The 17,043-nt window shown below is 42.2% G+C and carries 16 protein-coding genes; 15 read left to right on the forward strand and 1 reads right to left on the reverse strand.

Annotation, left to right across the window (positions count from 1 at the left end; genetic code table 11):
- The first annotated feature begins 55 nt into the window (after positions 1-55).
- From ACZ5O6_RS02525 to ACZ5O6_RS02535, 3 genes are read left to right on the forward strand one after another with little or no spacing between them, the layout of a single operon-like run.
- Positions 56-1,483 (forward strand): undecaprenyl-phosphate glucose phosphotransferase, encoded by a 1,428-nt coding sequence (locus tag ACZ5O6_RS02525; protein WP_447092120.1) that lies wholly within the window; start codon positions 56-58, stop codon positions 1,481-1,483.
- Positions 1,484-1,503: 20 nt separating this feature from the next.
- Entirely contained in the window at positions 1,504-1,905 is a 402-nt protein-coding gene (locus ACZ5O6_RS02530) for a hypothetical protein (protein WP_447092119.1), read from the forward strand.
- On the forward strand, positions 1,898-2,311 hold the full coding sequence (locus tag ACZ5O6_RS02535) for a hypothetical protein (RefSeq protein ID WP_447092118.1): 414 nt from the start codon (positions 1,898-1,900) through the stop codon (positions 2,309-2,311). The genes ACZ5O6_RS02530 and ACZ5O6_RS02535 overlap by 8 nt, the downstream gene beginning before the upstream one ends.
- A 12-nt stretch (positions 2,312-2,323) precedes the next feature.
- Here the strand turns inward: ACZ5O6_RS02535 and ACZ5O6_RS02540 are convergent, their stop codons facing one another.
- Positions 2,324-3,310, reverse strand: a complete 987-nt coding sequence (locus ACZ5O6_RS02540; protein ID WP_447092117.1) for a glycosyltransferase family 2 protein — start codon at positions 3,308-3,310, stop codon at positions 2,324-2,326.
- A 119-nt stretch (positions 3,311-3,429) separates the two neighbouring features.
- Between ACZ5O6_RS02540 and ACZ5O6_RS02545 the strand changes: the two genes are divergently transcribed.
- From ACZ5O6_RS02545 to ACZ5O6_RS02600, 12 genes are all read left to right on the forward strand, one after another.
- Positions 3,430-5,607: an AMP-binding protein gene (locus ACZ5O6_RS02545; protein ID WP_447092116.1), complete on the forward strand. Its 2,178-nt coding sequence runs from the start codon at positions 3,430-3,432 to the stop codon at positions 5,605-5,607.
- Positions 5,600-6,604 carry a glycosyltransferase family 2 protein gene (locus tag ACZ5O6_RS02550; protein ID WP_447092115.1) on the forward strand — a complete coding sequence of 335 codons (1,005 nt, stop codon included), beginning with the start codon at positions 5,600-5,602 and terminating at the stop codon, positions 6,602-6,604. The genes ACZ5O6_RS02545 and ACZ5O6_RS02550 overlap by 8 nt, the downstream gene beginning before the upstream one ends.
- Before the next feature lie 37 nt (positions 6,605-6,641).
- Positions 6,642-7,985, forward strand: a complete 1,344-nt coding sequence (locus tag ACZ5O6_RS02555; protein ID WP_447092114.1) for an oligosaccharide flippase family protein — start codon at positions 6,642-6,644, stop codon at positions 7,983-7,985.
- A 3-nt stretch (positions 7,986-7,988) separates the two neighbouring features.
- Complete coding sequence (locus ACZ5O6_RS02560; protein WP_447092113.1) at positions 7,989-9,218, forward strand: glycosyltransferase family 4 protein; 1,230 nt, start codon at positions 7,989-7,991, stop codon at positions 9,216-9,218.
- Between the two features lie 51 nt (positions 9,219-9,269).
- Positions 9,270-10,715 (forward strand): O-antigen ligase family protein, encoded by a 1,446-nt coding sequence (locus tag ACZ5O6_RS02565; RefSeq protein ID WP_447092112.1) that lies wholly within the window; start codon positions 9,270-9,272, stop codon positions 10,713-10,715.
- Between the two features lie 51 nt (positions 10,716-10,766).
- Positions 10,767-11,828, forward strand: a complete 1,062-nt coding sequence (gene rfbB, locus ACZ5O6_RS02570; protein ID WP_447092111.1) for a dTDP-glucose 4,6-dehydratase — start codon at positions 10,767-10,769, stop codon at positions 11,826-11,828.
- Positions 11,829-11,877: 49 nt separating this feature from the next.
- A complete protein-coding gene (rfbA, locus tag ACZ5O6_RS02575; RefSeq protein WP_447092110.1) occupies positions 11,878-12,744 on the forward strand; it encodes a glucose-1-phosphate thymidylyltransferase RfbA in 867 nt (288 codons plus the stop codon).
- Between the two features lie 108 nt (positions 12,745-12,852).
- Positions 12,853-13,413, forward strand: coding sequence for a dTDP-4-dehydrorhamnose 3,5-epimerase (gene rfbC, locus ACZ5O6_RS02580; protein ID WP_447092109.1), 561 nt, complete (start codon positions 12,853-12,855; stop codon positions 13,411-13,413).
- A complete protein-coding gene (gene rfbD / locus ACZ5O6_RS02585; RefSeq protein ID WP_447092108.1) occupies positions 13,410-14,312 on the forward strand; it encodes a dTDP-4-dehydrorhamnose reductase in 903 nt (300 codons plus the stop codon). The genes rfbC and rfbD overlap by 4 nt, the downstream gene beginning before the upstream one ends.
- Positions 14,309-15,064, forward strand: coding sequence for a 4'-phosphopantetheinyl transferase family protein (locus ACZ5O6_RS02590; RefSeq protein WP_447092107.1), 756 nt, complete (start codon positions 14,309-14,311; stop codon positions 15,062-15,064). The genes rfbD and ACZ5O6_RS02590 overlap by 4 nt, the downstream gene beginning before the upstream one ends.
- Before the next feature lie 118 nt (positions 15,065-15,182).
- Positions 15,183-16,388, forward strand: a complete 1,206-nt coding sequence (locus ACZ5O6_RS02595) for an outer membrane beta-barrel protein (RefSeq protein ID WP_464283530.1) — start codon at positions 15,183-15,185, stop codon at positions 16,386-16,388.
- Positions 16,389-16,435: 47 nt separating this feature from the next.
- Positions 16,436-16,996 carry a polysaccharide biosynthesis/export family protein gene (locus ACZ5O6_RS02600; RefSeq protein WP_447092105.1) on the forward strand — a complete coding sequence of 187 codons (561 nt, stop codon included), beginning with the start codon at positions 16,436-16,438 and terminating at the stop codon, positions 16,994-16,996.
- Positions 16,997-17,043 lie beyond the last annotated feature (47 nt).

A 17,043-nucleotide genomic window follows, 5' to 3' on the forward strand; every position in this document is an offset into this window, starting at 1 on the left:
CGGTGAGGCGCCTTACTGGTTGGTTTTTTGTTCGCGTTATTTCAAAGTGCACATTATGAAGACATATGATCAGCTATCCAAGCGGCGACAGTTACTCAAAAAGCGTGAGTCTATTGTTTATGTTTTTCAGATAGCCGTAGATATTATATTAACCGTGTTGCTTTTGGCTATTTTGGTGCAAGTTAAGTTGGGGGAAATACCGGCTGGCTACCGTATTTTAATGATCACAGCGGCATTGTTGCAGTTTACGACTTATAGCATTTTTGGCGTCTATCGGCGCTTTGGTTCATTCTTTGAGGCTGTATACCGATTGTTTGTGGCTTGGATGCTGTTTTTACTAGTGCTGCTTGCTATTGGCTTTGTGACTAAGGTTTCAGACTTTTTTTCACGAGAAGTATTTTTACAGTGGGCATTGCTTGGCTTTGTAATGCAAGTTATCACCTATGGTTTAACATCGAGGGCAATAGGTTTCTATCGGGAAAAGTTCTCTGATAGAACGGAGTGTGTCATTGTCGGGCAGGGTAGGCTTGCGGAGCATTTGTTTAGTAGTGTTAATGGTAATAAATGGTTGCCTGATAAAATTGTCGGCTTTGTCTCGTTTGGTGATGGTAATCCTGCCGGTCAGGAAGAGCGAAGAGAGCGACAAGCGCCATTGCTAGGGCATATTTCAGATATTCGCGGGATTATAAAGTATCACGATATTAAGCGGGTGTATTTTGCTGTTCCGTTAAATGATTCTGGCATGGTTGAAATGCTTCATGTGGAGTTACTGGATAGTAATGTTGACCTTATTTGGGTGCCTGATATTTATGCCTTAAAGCTGTTAAACCATTCTATTAGAGAGGTCGCGGGCTTGCCGCTGATCTTTCTTAATGAAAGCCCTATTACATCGACAAGAACCAGTATTTTATTCAAGGATGTTATGGATAAGGTTTTGTCCTTTTTGTTGTTGCTAGTGTTATCGCCTCTGTTTTTGGTGGTCGCTATTGCTATTCGAGTTGGCTCTAAAGGCCCTGCATTTTTTAAGCAGCAGCGGCATGGTTGGGATGGCAAGGTCTTCAATATTTGGAAATTTCGCACCATGTACCTTCATGATGATCTTAATGTAAAGCAGGCGACAAAAGATGATCAGCGAATTACAAAAATTGGTCGTTTTTTGAGAAGAACATCAATCGATGAATTGCCGCAGCTATTTAATGTGTTATCGGGTGAAATGTCGCTTGTAGGGCCTAGGCCTCATGCGGTTGCGCATAACGATTATTATGATGACCATATCGAAAACTACTTGTTACGTCATCGCATTAAGCCGGGTATTACTGGTTTGGCTCAGGTGAATGGTTGTCGTGGTGAAACAGAAGAGATGAATAAGATGCGTGAAAGGGTGCGTTTTGATGTTGAGTATATCAATAACTGGTCTTTGTGGTTGGATGTGAAAATATTGTGCAAAACCCCTTTTACGCTCACATCTAAGAATATTTATTAGGTGTTTATTAGAGGCTTAATGTGGCTGACTATTTAACGGGCATGGGGCATTTTGGCATTAGTTTTATGGCGGGTTATTGCCTGTTTCTATTACTTTTGCTTATATGTTCGCGGGTATTAACGGTGAGACTTTATAGTCCATTCCTGCCTTTTTTGTTGGGTTTTTTGGGTGCGGCGCCTTACTTTTTTATTGATCGTTTTACCTGTGAGTTGCCCGTTTGGCTGAACGCTTTCTTTTTTTATTCACAATTACATTGTCAGCCATTTGCGGTTCAGTGGTTAGGTAATATCCATGCGGTTGTGCTTGCTTGTGGTTTGTTATACATAATAATTATTTTGTACTACATTCATACTGTTAAGCAGTTGAGGCGGCGCGGTTTTAAACAGGTGCGTGTAAAAAAGCGAAGGAGGTCGCATGCCTGAAAAGCATTTTTATTTTGCTGTGGGTGGCGTCGTAGGTGCTGCGGCATGTGCGGTCATTGCTAGAAAGCGTCGGCAGTGGAAAGAAACTAGTCGCTTCTTTCAATGGCTATATCGGAAGGAGCCGCATTGGTTTTTGTATTGTCCTGTCGTCATTTTTTTGGTGGGTATGTGGGGGTTAATACCTGATATTGTTCATTTCTTGGGTCTATTGCCGAAGGAGATAACACGTAGTGCGCTATTTGACATATTCTTCTTTCATTCCACATTTGAGCATATAGAAAATACGATGCCGGTGGTTGATAAATATTTGAATTTTCTGGGGCAGGTATTGCTATTATTCATTTGTTTAGGTGTGATGATTTTTTATGTGGTAGAGGCTAAAAAAGCAGCTCCTGCTGACTCTTAATTGCTCAAATAGTTATTTCTTTTTAGTGATTATTGTTGCGAGGTAGCTGTGCTTTATAATGTCTCTGAGTAAGCATTTGGCCGTGTCATCATGTTTTTTTTGCAGTTTTGTGCGTAATTTCCATACCAGTAAACAAGTCACTTGGAGAAAATCGAGCAAAATAAAATATAGTCTGCCGTAGTTTTTTAGATAAAAGTAGCGTCTAGATTCAAACCAGTATTTTGGTTGGCGCTTAGGTCTTAGGTGGCTTTGCTTTTTTTGATTGATACCCGTGGATGCGCCTGATATGTGGAAGACTTTGCTGTCTGGAGCGCACCATGCGGACAGCCCTGACTTTTTTGCTCGATAGAATAGGTCAACTTCCTCGAAATATAAAAAGTAATGCGGGTCAAATGCTTCTAATTTCGTTATTGCTGACTTTTTAGCCATGAATGAAGCGCCAGTCAGCCAGTCAGCACGATAAGGCTTTTTTTCTATCGGTATTGCTGTTGTGTGTTGTGTAAATAAGCTGTCTAAAATGCGAAGTCTAAGAGTTGATAAGCAAATGTTTGTAATGGTGGGAAAGCGGAATGCGCCGGCTCGGATTTGTTGTTGTTCATCAGTTAATACACTTCCGACAAAGTCGGCTTCTTTGTGTTGTTGAAAGGTATCTAGGAGTTTTATTGCACTGTCAGCTAATGCCTCGGTATCTGGATTTAAAAACCAATAATATAAAGCGTCGCTTTTGGCGGCGGAACGTACCCCTTCATTACAGCCCCTGCCGAAGCCTATGTTTTTTTTCAGTTTGATAATTTGCACGCAAGTTTCTGGCAGTTTTACTGTTTGTGTAAACTGTTTTATGCGATCAACGGTGTCGTCGGTCGACGCATTGTCGACAATGATTAACCGGAAAGAAGAATCCGTTAAGTAACAGGATAGCGCGTTTAAATAGTTGGTGATAAAGCCACTGCTATTGAAGGTGACAGTAATAATGGCAACCTTGGCCTGTGTTATACTCATGGCAGTGTCTGGCCTGTAGTGATGCAGTTGTAATGTGACGACGTTAATGCTGCTAAGCAGCAACTATTTAGTTAACTAACTGTAATATTATCCATCAATGATAGCGATTGATACATCAAATGAAAAATAATCCTTCTTCTGACATCGTGGGTGTTGTTGAGCATCAGTCTACCTCTTATGTGCGGTCGGTTTTTGCGGCGCTAAATGCGGGCAAAACTGTGGTGCCTCTACGATCAAATCAAGATGAACAGCGTATTAGGGTTGCGGGTGTATCTGATGTCGTTACCGTCACGTCAGATGATAATAACTGGTATGAACCAAAGTTGGATATACCTTCGGCAGATTCTATTGTGTACATTGCTTTTACATCCGGTACCGAAGGCCTGCCAAAAGCCGTTCGCATATCCGGTGGCGCGTTAAATAATACTGTTGAGCGTTTGCAGGCTATTATGCAAATGGATTCAACCGTGAAAGAGTATATTGGTGTGCCTGTTTACCATTCATTTGGTTTTGGGCGTTGCCGGCATGTTGCTGCTGTTGGCGGTTGTTGCTATGTCCCTCCTAATGGTTTTGACCCTAGAGAATTAGCGTCTCTATTGGCGAAAGGTCGTGTCAATGCGCTTTCATTAGTTCCGAGCTTGTTGCGGCTATTGATCCAGTCACCGAGCTTATTGGATGGTCATGGGGATAAACTCCGTTGGCTCGAAATTGGTAGTCAAGCGATGACTGCAGCAGAAAAACGACAGATCAAAGTGTTATTTCCTAATGCAAAAATTATTCAGCATTACGGACTGACAGAAGCGTCTCGAACAACATTGTTATCGTTGGATAGTGTAATTGCCCCCCAGCTTGATAGCGTAGGTTGTTGCTATGGTAGTACGGCGATCAAAATTAATGATAATAATCGAATTTGCATCCGTGGTGAACATCTCGCCACGGATGTGCATAATGGCGAGCAGGGTGTCAGTGTTCCGGGGAAAGATGGTTGGTTTGAAACAACCGATCTTGGTCGTATCGATGAAGATGGCTTTCTCTATTTCTTAGGTCGTGCAGATAACGTCGTAAACTGCGGAGGGCAGAAGCTCTCAACGGAGCGTTTAGAAGTGGTGCTTCATCAGCGCTTATTATCCGAAAAAATAAATGGTGTAGAGCTTGCGGTTTCTCGTATTCCGAATGCCAGCTATGGAGAAGGCTTTTTAGTTTCTTACGTTATCACCGGTGTTGATGGTAATGCTCTTTCCCGCATTAAAGCGATTGCTCAAAAAGCGTTGGTCGAATTGGGTATTACAGCAAACAGTGCATTAAGCTATCAGGTTGTTTCTCAACTGCCAAAAACATCGACAGGTAAGGTTCAGCATCATGAGTTAACAAAGTCATACATGCAAAGCGAACATGATAGTCAGCAAGGGGATGATGCAGAAGTGATAACTGCATTGAGCTGGCATCAATTGATGAGTGATGTCGCTGCTGTGATTGGTGTGCCGATGGAGGATGTTGATTATGATCAAACGATAAAAAGTATTGGTGTTGATTCGTTACAAACAGTACAGCTCTCGATAAAAATCGAATTGTTTTTAGGGTCACTGCCGCCTAACTGGAGAGAGATTTCTTTTTCAGGTTTTAAAGAAATATCACGGACGGAGCGTTTGGTCTCGTCAGATTTTAAATCATCTGATGCTGCAGAAAATTCTGGCAAGTATAGCCATGCATCAACACAAGCATGTCGAACAAAAGCGCCTCCTCTTTGGGATGGTTCATCCAATAGAAACCCTAAAGAAGTGAGCTTTGTTGAGCTAGTAAAAGAAGATTACAGAACTCACGATAGTGCCTTTTTCTCTCAAGGTTTGTTTGCGCTTTTTGTGAATCGCTTTGGTAATTGGAGGATGGGTATTCGCTATCGGTTGCTTCGTTTTCCTATGACATTGATGTATCGTTTATTGCGTAAAATGGCTCAAGTGTGCTGTGGCATTAAGCTAGACTATACTGTGCAGGTAGGGCGTAGAGTGAAGTTAGAGCATTTTGGCGGGATGATAATCGGTGCTCGTCAAATAGGCGATGATGTTATTATTCGACAAAATACAACGCTAGGCATCCGTGATCTAACCGATTTGTCCGCTAAGCCAACGATAGAGCAGGGTGTTAATATTGGTACAGGTGCTGTCATTGTTGGCGATATTGTCGTAGGTCGCCACAGTGTCATTGGTCCTAATTGTGTCGTCACTGATAATATTCCCGCTTTTTCTGTCGTGTCTGCTGGTAAACCAACAATAACCTCGCTTGCTTCCGTTAATGAATAATTCGATAAAAACAGAATCCATGAGCCGTGTAGGCATTGTTGTGATTGGCCGTAATGAAGGCGAACGCTTAAGGGCTTGTGTTCATTCTCTAGCGACTTCTGATGTCCGTGTTGTTTATGTCGACTCTGGATCCACTGACGATAGTGTTCAATTCGTTAAAATGCTGGGCTACGACAGTATTGAGTTAGATATGTCTACCCCTTTTAGTGCTGCTAGGGCGCGTAACGAAGGTTATCGTTATTTGTTGGAGCACTACCACGATATATGTTACATCCAGTTTGTTGACGGCGATTGTGAAGTTAGTAAGCATTGGTTGTCGACGGCTGTCTCTCATCTGCAGTCTCACTCGCAAGTGGTTGCTGTCTGTGGCCGTAGGCAAGAGCGTTACCCCGAAGCGACTTGGTACAACTGTTTGTGTGATATTGAGTGGAACACACCTATTGGCTTGGCAATGGCAACCGGTGGCGATTTTATGTGTCGTGCGCATGCACTACGTGATGTCGGTGGTTTTTCTTCGCAAGTGATTGCTGGCGAAGAGCCTGAATTGTGCTACCGATGGCGACAAGGTGGTTGGTTGATTGAGCGTATAGATGCGCCGATGACTTTGCATGACGCGGCAATGACCAGTGTTAGTCAGTGGTGGAAGCGCTGTGAGCGGGCAGGACATGCCTACGCTCAAGGTTTTGATCTTCATGGGGCTGGTGGTGAAAAATACTACCGGGCTGAAGTGCTAAGGGCTGTGTTTTGGAGTGTTTTGGCACTGCTTATTATCACCTTGTCTATGACTATATCAGCCTGGGTGCTTATGTTTTTGGGAATATACTGCGCGAAAGTGATTCAGTTATCACTGAAAAATAAGAAACGGTTGGGCTTTATGACATCCTTTGTGTATTCGCTTTCGTTGGTACTGAGTAAATTCGCGGAGGCAAAAGGTGTGGCTACGTTTTACTACAAAAAGTTACTGCGCCGTGGGTTTCATATTATTGAATATAAGTAGTTGAGATTGCATCATTAATCGTTGTTGTTGAGTTTATATGTCCACTATTGTATCTACATTATTTAATAAGTTACCGCTTTCTTTTAAAGATAGCGGTATGCAAGCACTGGTAGTGACCAAGCTATTTGGTAATGTTATTCGTCTATTGAGTAACTTACTATTGGCGCGTTTTTTAAGCCCTGACGCTTTCGCTATATTTGGCCTTGCGTTTACTGTTATTTTTGCTTTTGAGATGATTTCTGATGGTGGTTTTCGTGCATTTATTCTTAAGCATAAGGATGGTGACGAAAAGTATTTGCTCAAAACATTATGGACGATAAAGCTGATCCGTAATGCCATATTAGCCATTTTGTTATACACCTCTTCTGGGTATGTTGCTGAATTCTTCATGATTCCAGAGCTGTCTTTAGTTTTGAAAGTAATGTGTTTATGTTTTTTTGCTGAAAGCCTAATTCCTATCGGTTTTATCGCTATCGAGAGACAGAATAGAATTGCTAGAGTGATGTATGTTCGTTTTGCATGCATGTTACTTTCGGTTATTTTTTCTGTCGTTGGTGTTTATTTAACGGGTAGCTACTGGCTTGTGATTGCATCTATGGTGCTTAACCCGACCTTGCAAATTATTTTGGGTTTGATTTTTATTGGTTCGCATGGAACCGGTTTTTATTTTGATCGAGCGATCATTTTTGAATTTTTGCATTGGGCTAAATTTATTATTCCTTCAAGTATTATTACTTTATTGCTGCTGCAGTTTGATAAGGTTGTGTTAGGGCGAATACTCAGTGTTTCTGAATTGGGGCTATATTTTATTGCTTTTAGTGTTGCTTCTGCAGCAAAAAGCTTCACTGTTGAATATGCTCGTGGAGTTTTGCAGCCCTATTTGTCGATCGTATACCGAGAGATGCCTGAGCAGTATCTTGAAAAAAACTATGGTAAAAAACAAAAAATCATATTGTTTATCGCTGTTGGTTTAGGTGCGCTATGTGGTGCGAGTTACTTATTTTTTGATCTTCTATATCCTGATGAATACATCTCAGCAGGCTTTTATCTGTCGCTGTTGTTGGTTACACCTATAATGACATTAATTACCTATCCTTCAGAAGTCTCTTTGATATTATACGGACAGTTAAAAACGACACTTATTGCTAATATTATTCGGTTGGTATGGTTTGTTGTTGGCGCTGCTTGCAGTTACTTTTGGTGGGGTGCAATGGGGCTGCTAATTACCATAGCGTTAGTGGAGGTACTTCCTGCTATTTATATGATGGCGCGTTTATATGTTCTTAAAGCAGTTAGTTTATCGAAAGAGTTGTATATTATATTGCTAGCATTCGGAGGTTTTATTTTTTCTCGAATGGTTTGGTCATCCTTAGGCTATTAATTTATGCACATTGTTATCATATCCCCATCATGGCCGCGGCAAGGTGCAGCTAATGGCATTGTGACTTATAGTGATAATATGGTGGTAGCTTTGCGAGCTCAAGGGCATGAGGTCTCTGTGTTAGCAAGAAGACGAACATGTCCCGATAGTGATGATTCCTTTATTGCTAATGATAATTGCACGTTTATTACCGACTATCAGCCCACATTTTTTGAAAAATTGATTGCTCGTATTGGAGAGGCTATATCAATCGGTTTTTCAGTTTATTACATTGGCGGGCGATCAATATTAGCGGGTATTCGTCGTATAGAAAAAAAGCGTACTATTGATATTCTAGAAATGGAAGAGTCCTTTGGTTGGCATTATTTTTTACAGCCTAAGGTGAATTTTCCCATCGTTATGCGTTTGCATGGGCCGCACTATGTTAACGGTACGCTCAGTGATAGACCACTCAATGAGTGGGACTCTCAGCGTTTTAAAAGAGAGGAACGAGCATTTAAGTCTGCACAATATGTTAACTCACCTTGTCAGTGGATGCTTGATGAGGTTCAGGCGAAGTATAATGTCCGATGGCCTTTGCAAGCGGTTTTTTTCAATCCATTACCTGTTCTCGATAAAGACGACTGTTGGCATTCTAAGTCATATACACCTAAGCAAATTTTGTTCGTTGGTCGTTTTGACTCCCATAAGGGTGGCGACATTGTCATTCAGGCGTTTGCTAAAATTATCGCTAAAGAGCCTAGTGCTACTTTATTGTTTGTCGGGCCTGACCCCGGCGTTGAACATGCAGATGGGAAAATGCGTATACAAGAAGCCATTGATAATTGTTTGCCAAAAGAGCAGCGGTCTAGTCTTCGTTACATAGGTCCGTCGAGTGGCTCACTTATTCAGCAATTAAGGCGGGAGTCGCATATTACAGTGATGGCTTCGAGGAATGAAATTTTAGGCTATACGGTTGTTGAGTCTTTGGCATCGGCGGCTCCTATTGTTGCACCTTATGTCGGGGGGGTGAGAGAAGTTTTTGACGATGGTGTTAGTGGTGTGTTTTTTCGTGGAGGCGATGCCGATGATTTGGCTCAAAAGGTCATGACACTATTTGATGATACCCCTACACTAGAAAAAATCGCGGCAGAAGGGTACAAGCATTGTCGGCAGGCTTTCTCGCTAGAAAAGATTGGCCGGCAAGCATCAAATTTTTATACCTTAGCGGTCCAGCAATATGAACAAGAATAGTCAGCGAGCTCTATTTAATATAGCCGCTATTCACAGGGCGAAGATGTAAATATGCTTATTTATGGTTTGAAACTCGCTTTGTTTATCGTTTTTTCAATGGCTTGTTTTGTCGCGGTCAATCATAGGATTTTTATCTCTGGCTTTGGTCGGCAGGCGCTCATATTTTGGGTGTCGATTCTGCCTTTTATTTTCTTGATTCATAATGAAACACTAACGTTGCTTGTTGCTATTCCATTGCTAGTCCTGCTTAATAAAGAGCATTCGCCAGTTATCGCTATTGCATTTTTTATTGCAATAGTTAGTGCCGTGCCAGATTGGGTAGAATATCGAATGTCAGCGCCAGGTATTAACCACTTGCTAGTGTTGTCATTCGATAAGGTTGCGGTGCTATCAATATTGTGTCCGTTACTATTTATGGCGTTTAAACAGTATAAAATTTCTTGGAATTTGACGGATGGATTGGTGTTAGCTTTTGTTGTGTTGACGACATTGTTGACTTTTCGTGAAGGTAAATTTACTACAGTTTTGCGTTACTTCGTGGATAGTATGCTTACCTATGCGATCCCCTATTTTGTCATGAGTCGTATTATTCGTACTGATAAGGATATGCATTACTGTTCACTAGCCTTTGTCATTGCTGCTGTTTTACTGGCTTCTGTTTTTATTATCAGCCAAGTGATAAAAATAGATATTTATGAGGCGCTTAACCCCCGTAGTCGTTACAACATGTTACGTGAATTTCGCGGTGGCTTTTTGAGATTGTCGGGGCCTCTGTCTGGTGTCTTGGTCAGTTTTTTAATGCTAGCAGGCTTTCTTGCGCTAGAAATGCTGAAAAAGTATCGATTCATTCCTTTAGCTGTTTACTTTCTATTACTTGGCGCTTTTGCGTTAAGTGTTTTGTTTGGCGGCTCTAGAGCAGGCTTGTTCGGATTTATTATGGGCGTTGGCATGTACTTTTATTTCCTTAGATTACAAGGCGCGCAACGAGTAATCTGTAGTGCGTTGTTAGTGTTGTTTATGGTGCTGGAATTTACTTTAGATATAACCAGTTTCTTTGTGTATGAGGATGAATATGGAACCTTTGATTATCGATCGTCCCTCTACGATACAGCTTGGCTGTATTTGCAGCAGCACCCTTTATTTGGCTCGCCATTTTATCTGACAAGTGGCTATTTTGATCACTTGGTGACGGGGCTGGGTATCATTGATATCGTAAGTGCTTACCTTCAGATAGCGCTTCAGTACGGTTATGTTGGTTTAGCATTATTTGTGGGGATTTATCTTTCTGTCATCATACCGCTGCTTAAGCAAGTGATGTTGGGATATGACCCGAATAATGATAGGGATAGATATATTATTATGTATTTGATCTTAAATGTTGTGATGGCTTTTATTCTTGTAACAACGAGTATGATTTCATTATTCCCAATATTTATGATGGCGAGTTTAGCGTTGGGCCGATCTTTATTAGTGGCTGAACCTCGTGTTCCAGGCTGAGAAAATCGGGCGGTATAGCCTGTACTTTTATTTTTTAGTAGAGCAAAAAACATGAACACAATTTTAGTAACCGGTGGCGCAGGATTTATTGGATCTGCGGTTATTCGACATATTATTAATAATACAAATGATCATGTTGTTAATGTTGATAAGCTGACGTATGCCGGGAATTTATCTTCTCTAAAAGAAGTTTCCCAGTCTGATCGCTATCATTTTGAGCAATCAGATATTGGCGACTCTGCGGCTATGCGGCGTATATTTGAAACGTATCAGCCGAATAGAGTGATGCATTTAGCGGCTGAATCTCATGTTGACCGTTCAATTGATGGTCCCGGTGAGTTTATGGCGACTAATATCATGGGGACTTATGTGTTGCTGGAAGCTGCCCGTAAATATTACGCTTCATTGGCAGACGTTGAGCAGCAAGCCTTTTTGTTTCATCATATTTCTACTGATGAGGTATATGGTGATTTAGAGGCTGAAGGCTTATTTACTGAAACGACCAGTTACGAGCCGAGCTCTCCTTATTCTGCGAGTAAGGCTGCATCTGATCATCTTGTGAGAGCGTGGCATCGCACTTATGGCCTGCCAACGCTGGTTACGAATTGCTCGAATAATTATGGCCCGTACCATTTTCCAGAAAAGCTTATTCCTCTTATTATTCTTAATGCATTAGCGGGTAAGCCGTTACCTGTTTATGGTGATGGTTCACAGATTCGTGATTGGCTTTATGTTGAAGACCATGCAAGAGCGCTTTATTGTGTTCTGTGCAGTGGAAGTGTTGGTGAGACTTACAATATTGGTGGGCATAATGAACGTAAAAATATTGAAGTCGTGGAAACCATATGCGGAATTTTAGATGAATTGCGACCCAATAAGCCTGATGGTATTGATAGGTATCATGATTTAATCACTTTTGTGGATGATCGTCCTGGTCATGATGTACGTTATGCAATTGATGCCTCAAAAATTCAAAAAGAGTTAGGTTGGGTTCCCGAAGAAACGTTTGAGTCGGGAATACGCAAAACTGTTGAATGGTATTTAAGTAACGAGTCTTGGTGGCAAAGCATTTTAGATGGTTCTTATCAGGGGCAGCGCTTAGGGCTTGTCTAGCGCCCATCGCTTACAATTCATTATCTTGATGATCTAATGAGGGTATAACGTGAAAGGTATTATTTTAGCGGGTGGCTCTGGCACACGCTTGCACCCCGTGACTATAGGGGTATGTAAGCAATTACTACCAGTATATGACAAGCCAATGATTTATTATCCGCTCACTACGCTGATGTTGGCGGGTATAAAGGATATTTTAATCATTTCTACGCCTGAAGATATTGGGCGCTTTGAGAAAATTTTGGGTTCTGGCCGTCAATGGGGTTTGTCAATTGCCTATAAAGAGCAGCCGTCACCCGATGGTTTGGCTCAGGCATTCCTCATTGGTGAAGAGTTTATTGGCGATGATTCTTGTGCGTTGGTATTAGGTGATAATTTATTTTTCGGACATGGTTTGAGTGAGTCTCTTCAGCGTGCGGCGCGCTGTGAAAAAGGCGGGACGGTATTTGCGTACCCTGTCAGAGATCCTGAGCGTTTTGGCGTGGTCGCATTTGACGATAACGGCAAAGCGACGTCGATTGAAGAAAAGCCAGAGAAACCAAAATCTCGATACGCGGTGACCGGTTTGTATTTCTATGATAATCAGGTGGTAGATATTGCTAAGTCGATCAAGCCATCGCCTCGTGGAGAGCTGGAAATTACAGATATCAATAAAGTCTATCTGGAGAAACAGCAGCTTGCGGTTGAGATGATGGGGCGAGGAACGGCGTGGTTAGATACAGGTACACACGATTCGCTAATGGAAGCTGGGCAGTTTGTACAAACACTTGAGCAGCGCCAAGGCTTAAAAATTGCCTGTCCCGAAGAAGTGTCGTGGCGAATGGGATGGATTAGTGAGGAGCAGCTGCGCGATTTGGCTAAACCGTTGATCAAAAGTGGCTACGGTAAGTATTTGCTTGATGTGCTGGAGTTTTAAGTGGTTCCGCTCTCTTTAAGTCTGGCTTTGTCCTTTTAGATGCCCGCCGTGTGTGGTTGGGAGGTTAAACGGAGCAGCCGCTAATTTTCAGTGAAAGAAGATAATTTAATGAATGTAATAGAAACAACTTTGCAAGACGTATTGATTATAGAGCCTAAGGTTTTCGGTGATAACCGTGGTTTTTTTATGGAAACGTATCAGCGAGAGCGCTATCAAGAGTGTTTGGGGGATGATGTCGAGTTCGTTCAAGATAACCACTCGCGATCATCAAAAGGTGTGCTTAGAGGCTTGCACTTTCAAAAGACCAGGCCCCAAGGAAAGTTAGTTCGCGTAGTTACTGGAGAAGTCTATGATGTGGTTGTTGATATTAATCCACAGTCTCCAACGTATGGGCAGTACGAAGGTGTAATGTTAAGTGCTGACAATAAACGCCAGCTTTGGGTACCGCCGGGTTATGCGCACGGCTTTTTAGTGCTCTCGGAAACCGCCGATTTTGAATATAAGTGTACAGATTACTATGATCCTAGTGATGAAGGCGGCGTCTTGTGGAACGATCCGTCGATTAATATTGCTTGGCCGCTTCTTGATGATATTTCTCTGTCCGAAAAAGATAAGTCTTTACCGTTATTGAAAGACCTGTCATTTATGACGAGTCGCGGCTCATCATGAGTTCTCAAGCAAAGGTATTATTAATCGGTGCTACGGGCCAAGTTGGCTCAGCCTGCCATGAATCTCTTGCCCAGGCAGGATATAACGTGATTGCGTTATCTCGGTGTGAGCTAGATATGACAGCGTTGGATAAGATTGCTGGCGCTGTAGCGCAATATGATCCCGCTATTGTGGTTAACGCCACGGCATATACAGCCGTTGATAAAGCGGAGTCAGAGGCCGATTTAGCCGATACAATCAATCATCTAGCGGTAAAGCGCTTGGCGGAAGTCTGCGTGAGCCGGTCTATCCCTCTCATTCATCTATCGACAGATTATGTATTTGATGGCGCTGGTTCTGAGCCCTATACCGAGGATAGCCTTGTCGGCCCCCAAAGCGTCTATGGTAAGACCAAGTGCTTAGGTGAGTTAGCTGTACAGTCTACAATGTCGGATTACCTTATATTGAGGACGAGTTGGGTCTTTGGTTTTCAAGGTAATAATTTTGTAAAGACAATGTTGAGACTGGCCAAGGAAAGAGATGAGTTGGCGGTGGTTGCTGATCAATATGGTTGCCCAACTTACGCTGGTGATATTGCTGACGTGATCACTATCTTTGCCAATCGTTACCTGTTGCAACAACCAATAAGCTGGGGTGTTTATCATTGTGTGTGTAGTGGTAGGGTGAGTTGGCATGACTTTGCTGTGTCAATATTTAATAAAGCTCACGCATTAGGCGTGATTGAATCTATGCCTATTGTGCGTCCTATTGCTACGAGCGATTATCCCACACCCGCTAAGCGTCCTAAAAATTCGACTCTCGATAATCACAAATTAGAACGGGTGCTGGGCTATCCAATGCCGTCTTGGGAGATAGGGTTATCTTATCTGCTGGGTACTTTCCTTGATATTAGAAGATGAGTAACGCACCTGTTAGTGTAGAGTTTCTTAATGCTCACGCATCGACCATTTATTTCGCTAAGACTGCAGACTTTGATGTTGATTCTTTATCTGTTGTCTTATCGGAAGAGGAGAATGCTAAAGCCGGCCGATTTCGACAGCTTGAGGATCGGCAGCTTCAGATACTCGCTCATAGTCTAAAGCGTGCTGTACTCTCAAAATATTTAAGTGTTTCTCCAGCTTCTTTAGAGTTTTCTACAGAGTTTAATGGCAAACCGGTCTGCGTCTACCCTAATGCCCCTTATTTTAATCTCACGCATAGCCATGGTTGGGTTGCTTTGGCTGTATCAATGTACTCCCAGGTTGGCGTCGATATTGAGTTTGAGCGATCGAACATTCGAATTGATGATATTGTAGCTAGGGTAGCATCACCGCAAGAGCTGTCTATTTATCAGTGTTCAGAAGATCCTATGCAAGCTTTTTTGTGTTTATGGACGCAAAAAGAAGCATTAAGTAAAGCGTGTGGTTTAGGGTTGTCGGTAGGGCCGCCCTCGATTCCGAGTTCCAGTGTTACGGGAAAGGCTCGGTTGGAGTTTTTACATACTAGCTATACATCTTATACCTATTCGATCCACTCTAAAGCTGTTTTGACTTATGTTGAAGAACATTACGAGAGTAATAATCATTCGCCCCCAGTTCTCCTCTATGCTAAACCTCATAAAGAGCTAGATACCGAACAATTGTTTGAGTTTGATGTATTTACACTATACTAATATTGATGGTGCTTTTTAACAGAGCCAATCATAATTCCCCGTGCAGCACTAGCGTGATAGAATTGTCACCTAAATAGGCAGTCTGATCTCTGTCGTGTTACCCAAACAGGCATTTTATATGATATCCCGCTTATCGCATCAATCCATGAAATATTATTTTGCCGCCATGTTCGCGAGCTTGAGTTTTAGTGTTTCTAATGTTTTTGCTCAAGAACAGGAACCTGCAGCCATCTATGTAGGCCCTTTTGATGTAACGCCAACGCTGGGCGTGAATGCGGAGCGTAACGATAATGTTTTTTTGGAGCAGGCAGGTAATGAAACATCCTCTACATTAACACGCATTACCCCTCAATTATCAGCGGTAGCTGATAATGAAGTGACACGGTACGAAATAGCTTATGGTTTGGAAAATGGCCGTTACTCAGGTATTGATAGCAACGATTACACGGACCATACTCTTGAGGGGAAGCTTGGTTGGCGGCCTAGTATCAGGCATTTAATTGAGCTGGGAGTGAGTGAAGTAAGAGGTCATGATGAACGAACTGTGGATAGTGTAACAACAGGGCTCAATCTCACCGAACTTGATAAAACAAAGCGGCGTGGACTATCAGCTAACTATACCTTTGGTAGCGAAGGAGCAAGAGGCCAAGTAGTTATTGGTTTTACGACCAATAGCTTACGTTATACCACTAATCAGTCTGAAACAAACATCTTGGAATCTGATACAGATAGTGTCAGCGCTCGATTTTCTGTAGGTGTGGGTGCAAGTACGCGAGCACTAGTAGAAGTTAGGCGTTCGGAGAATACATTTCGAGCGAATAGCGCTAATGACCGAGAGGATCGTAGTTATTCGGTAGGAGTGGAGTGGGAAATTACGGACCTTATTAAAGGTGAGCTCAGTGTTGGCCGAGCCAATAATAATCTAGTAAATCAAGTGGGTGACACCTCTTCATCAGTAGGTGAAGCTTCTATTATTTGGTCTCCAGTGGATCATTCTTCGCTCACGTTAACAGCAAATAAGAGTGCTGAAAATAGCGAGAATAACATCGGCTCCTTTGTTGATCGTAATAGTGTTGAATTAGGCTGGAGGTACGATTTCAACGATCGCTTTTCGACAACTACAACGTTGGGCCGACAGCGTGATACCTTCGTTGATGCCAACCGTCAGGATACGACAAACGAATCACAGATTCAGGTTAATTATGCTTTTCGCCGTTGGATGTCTCTTGGCTTGGGACTTTCAAGAGAAAAAAGGGCGTCGAGTGACTCATCACGTGATTATGATAACAATAAGCTGATTCTATCTATCAGTAGCTCCCTGTAGTGACTGTCTTTCTATGTTAGTGCTACTCGACAAAATTTTAGGTCAATATGAATAGTCAACTCGCCAAATTAATGCGCCTTTGCCTCAATGCTCTTGTTTTTATGTTTTTGAGCGGTACTTCAGGCACAGTAGTTGCAGACTTACCTCCTGCTTATTCATTGGGCTATGGTGATGTAGTTAGTATTCGCGTTTATGGCGAAGAAGATTTGACGGTTGAGACTCAGCTTAATGATCTTGGCGTTATTTCTTACCCTTTTTTGGGGGAGCTCAATGTTTTTGGGTTGACGGTTACTGAAATTCAGGAAAAGATAGAGATAGGTCTTAAAGATGGCTATTTAGTAGATCCCAAGGTGAGTGTCACCGTGGTAACCTACCGGCGGTTTTATGTTAATGGTGAAGTAAGACAGCCCGGAGGTTTTGCCTTTCTCCCCGGATTAACCGTCAGAAAAGCAATTAGCTTAGCTGGAGGTTTTACTCCGCGAGCTTCTCAAGGCAAGATATATATTATTTCTGATACAGAAGAAGGGCGCTCTTCACCTCAGCGCGTCGATTTAAATTCTTCCGTGAAACCTGGTGACGTGATTACAGTAAAGCAGCGCTTTTTCTGAGTAACTTTCACATGTTATTTTATGTAATAACCTAAATAGGTTTTTCT

The sequence above is a fragment of the Eionea flava genome, from assembly GCF_055393785.1.

What these genes read in the sequence shown, in the direction of transcription:
- ACZ5O6_RS02595 (WP_464283530.1), top strand. Translation starts at nt 15,183, where the DNA reads ATGATATCCCGCTTATCGCATCAATCCATGAAATATTATTTTGCCGCC.
- rfbB (WP_447092111.1), top strand. Translation starts at nt 10,767, where the DNA reads ATGAACACAATTTTAGTAACCGGTGGCGCAGGATTTATTGGATCTGCG.
- ACZ5O6_RS02560 (WP_447092113.1), top strand. Translation starts at nt 7,989, where the DNA reads ATGCACATTGTTATCATATCCCCATCATGGCCGCGGCAAGGTGCAGCT.
- ACZ5O6_RS02590 (WP_447092107.1), top strand. Translation starts at nt 14,309, where the DNA reads ATGAGTAACGCACCTGTTAGTGTAGAGTTTCTTAATGCTCACGCATCG.
- ACZ5O6_RS02525 (WP_447092120.1), top strand. Translation starts at nt 56, where the DNA reads ATGAAGACATATGATCAGCTATCCAAGCGGCGACAGTTACTCAAAAAG.
- ACZ5O6_RS02565 (WP_447092112.1), top strand. Translation starts at nt 9,270, where the DNA reads ATGCTTATTTATGGTTTGAAACTCGCTTTGTTTATCGTTTTTTCAATG.
- ACZ5O6_RS02600 (WP_447092105.1), top strand. Translation starts at nt 16,436, where the DNA reads ATGAATAGTCAACTCGCCAAATTAATGCGCCTTTGCCTCAATGCTCTT.
- rfbC (WP_447092109.1), top strand. Translation starts at nt 12,853, where the DNA reads ATGAATGTAATAGAAACAACTTTGCAAGACGTATTGATTATAGAGCCT.
- ACZ5O6_RS02535 (WP_447092118.1), top strand. Translation starts at nt 1,898, where the DNA reads ATGCCTGAAAAGCATTTTTATTTTGCTGTGGGTGGCGTCGTAGGTGCT.
- rfbD (WP_447092108.1), top strand. Translation starts at nt 13,410, where the DNA reads ATGAGTTCTCAAGCAAAGGTATTATTAATCGGTGCTACGGGCCAAGTT.
- ACZ5O6_RS02545 (WP_447092116.1), top strand. Translation starts at nt 3,430, where the DNA reads ATGAAAAATAATCCTTCTTCTGACATCGTGGGTGTTGTTGAGCATCAG.
- ACZ5O6_RS02540 (WP_447092117.1), bottom strand. Translation starts at nt 3,310, where the DNA reads ATGAGTATAACACAGGCCAAGGTTGCCATTATTACTGTCACCTTCAAT.
- ACZ5O6_RS02550 (WP_447092115.1), top strand. Translation starts at nt 5,600, where the DNA reads ATGAATAATTCGATAAAAACAGAATCCATGAGCCGTGTAGGCATTGTT.
- ACZ5O6_RS02555 (WP_447092114.1), top strand. Translation starts at nt 6,642, where the DNA reads ATGTCCACTATTGTATCTACATTATTTAATAAGTTACCGCTTTCTTTT.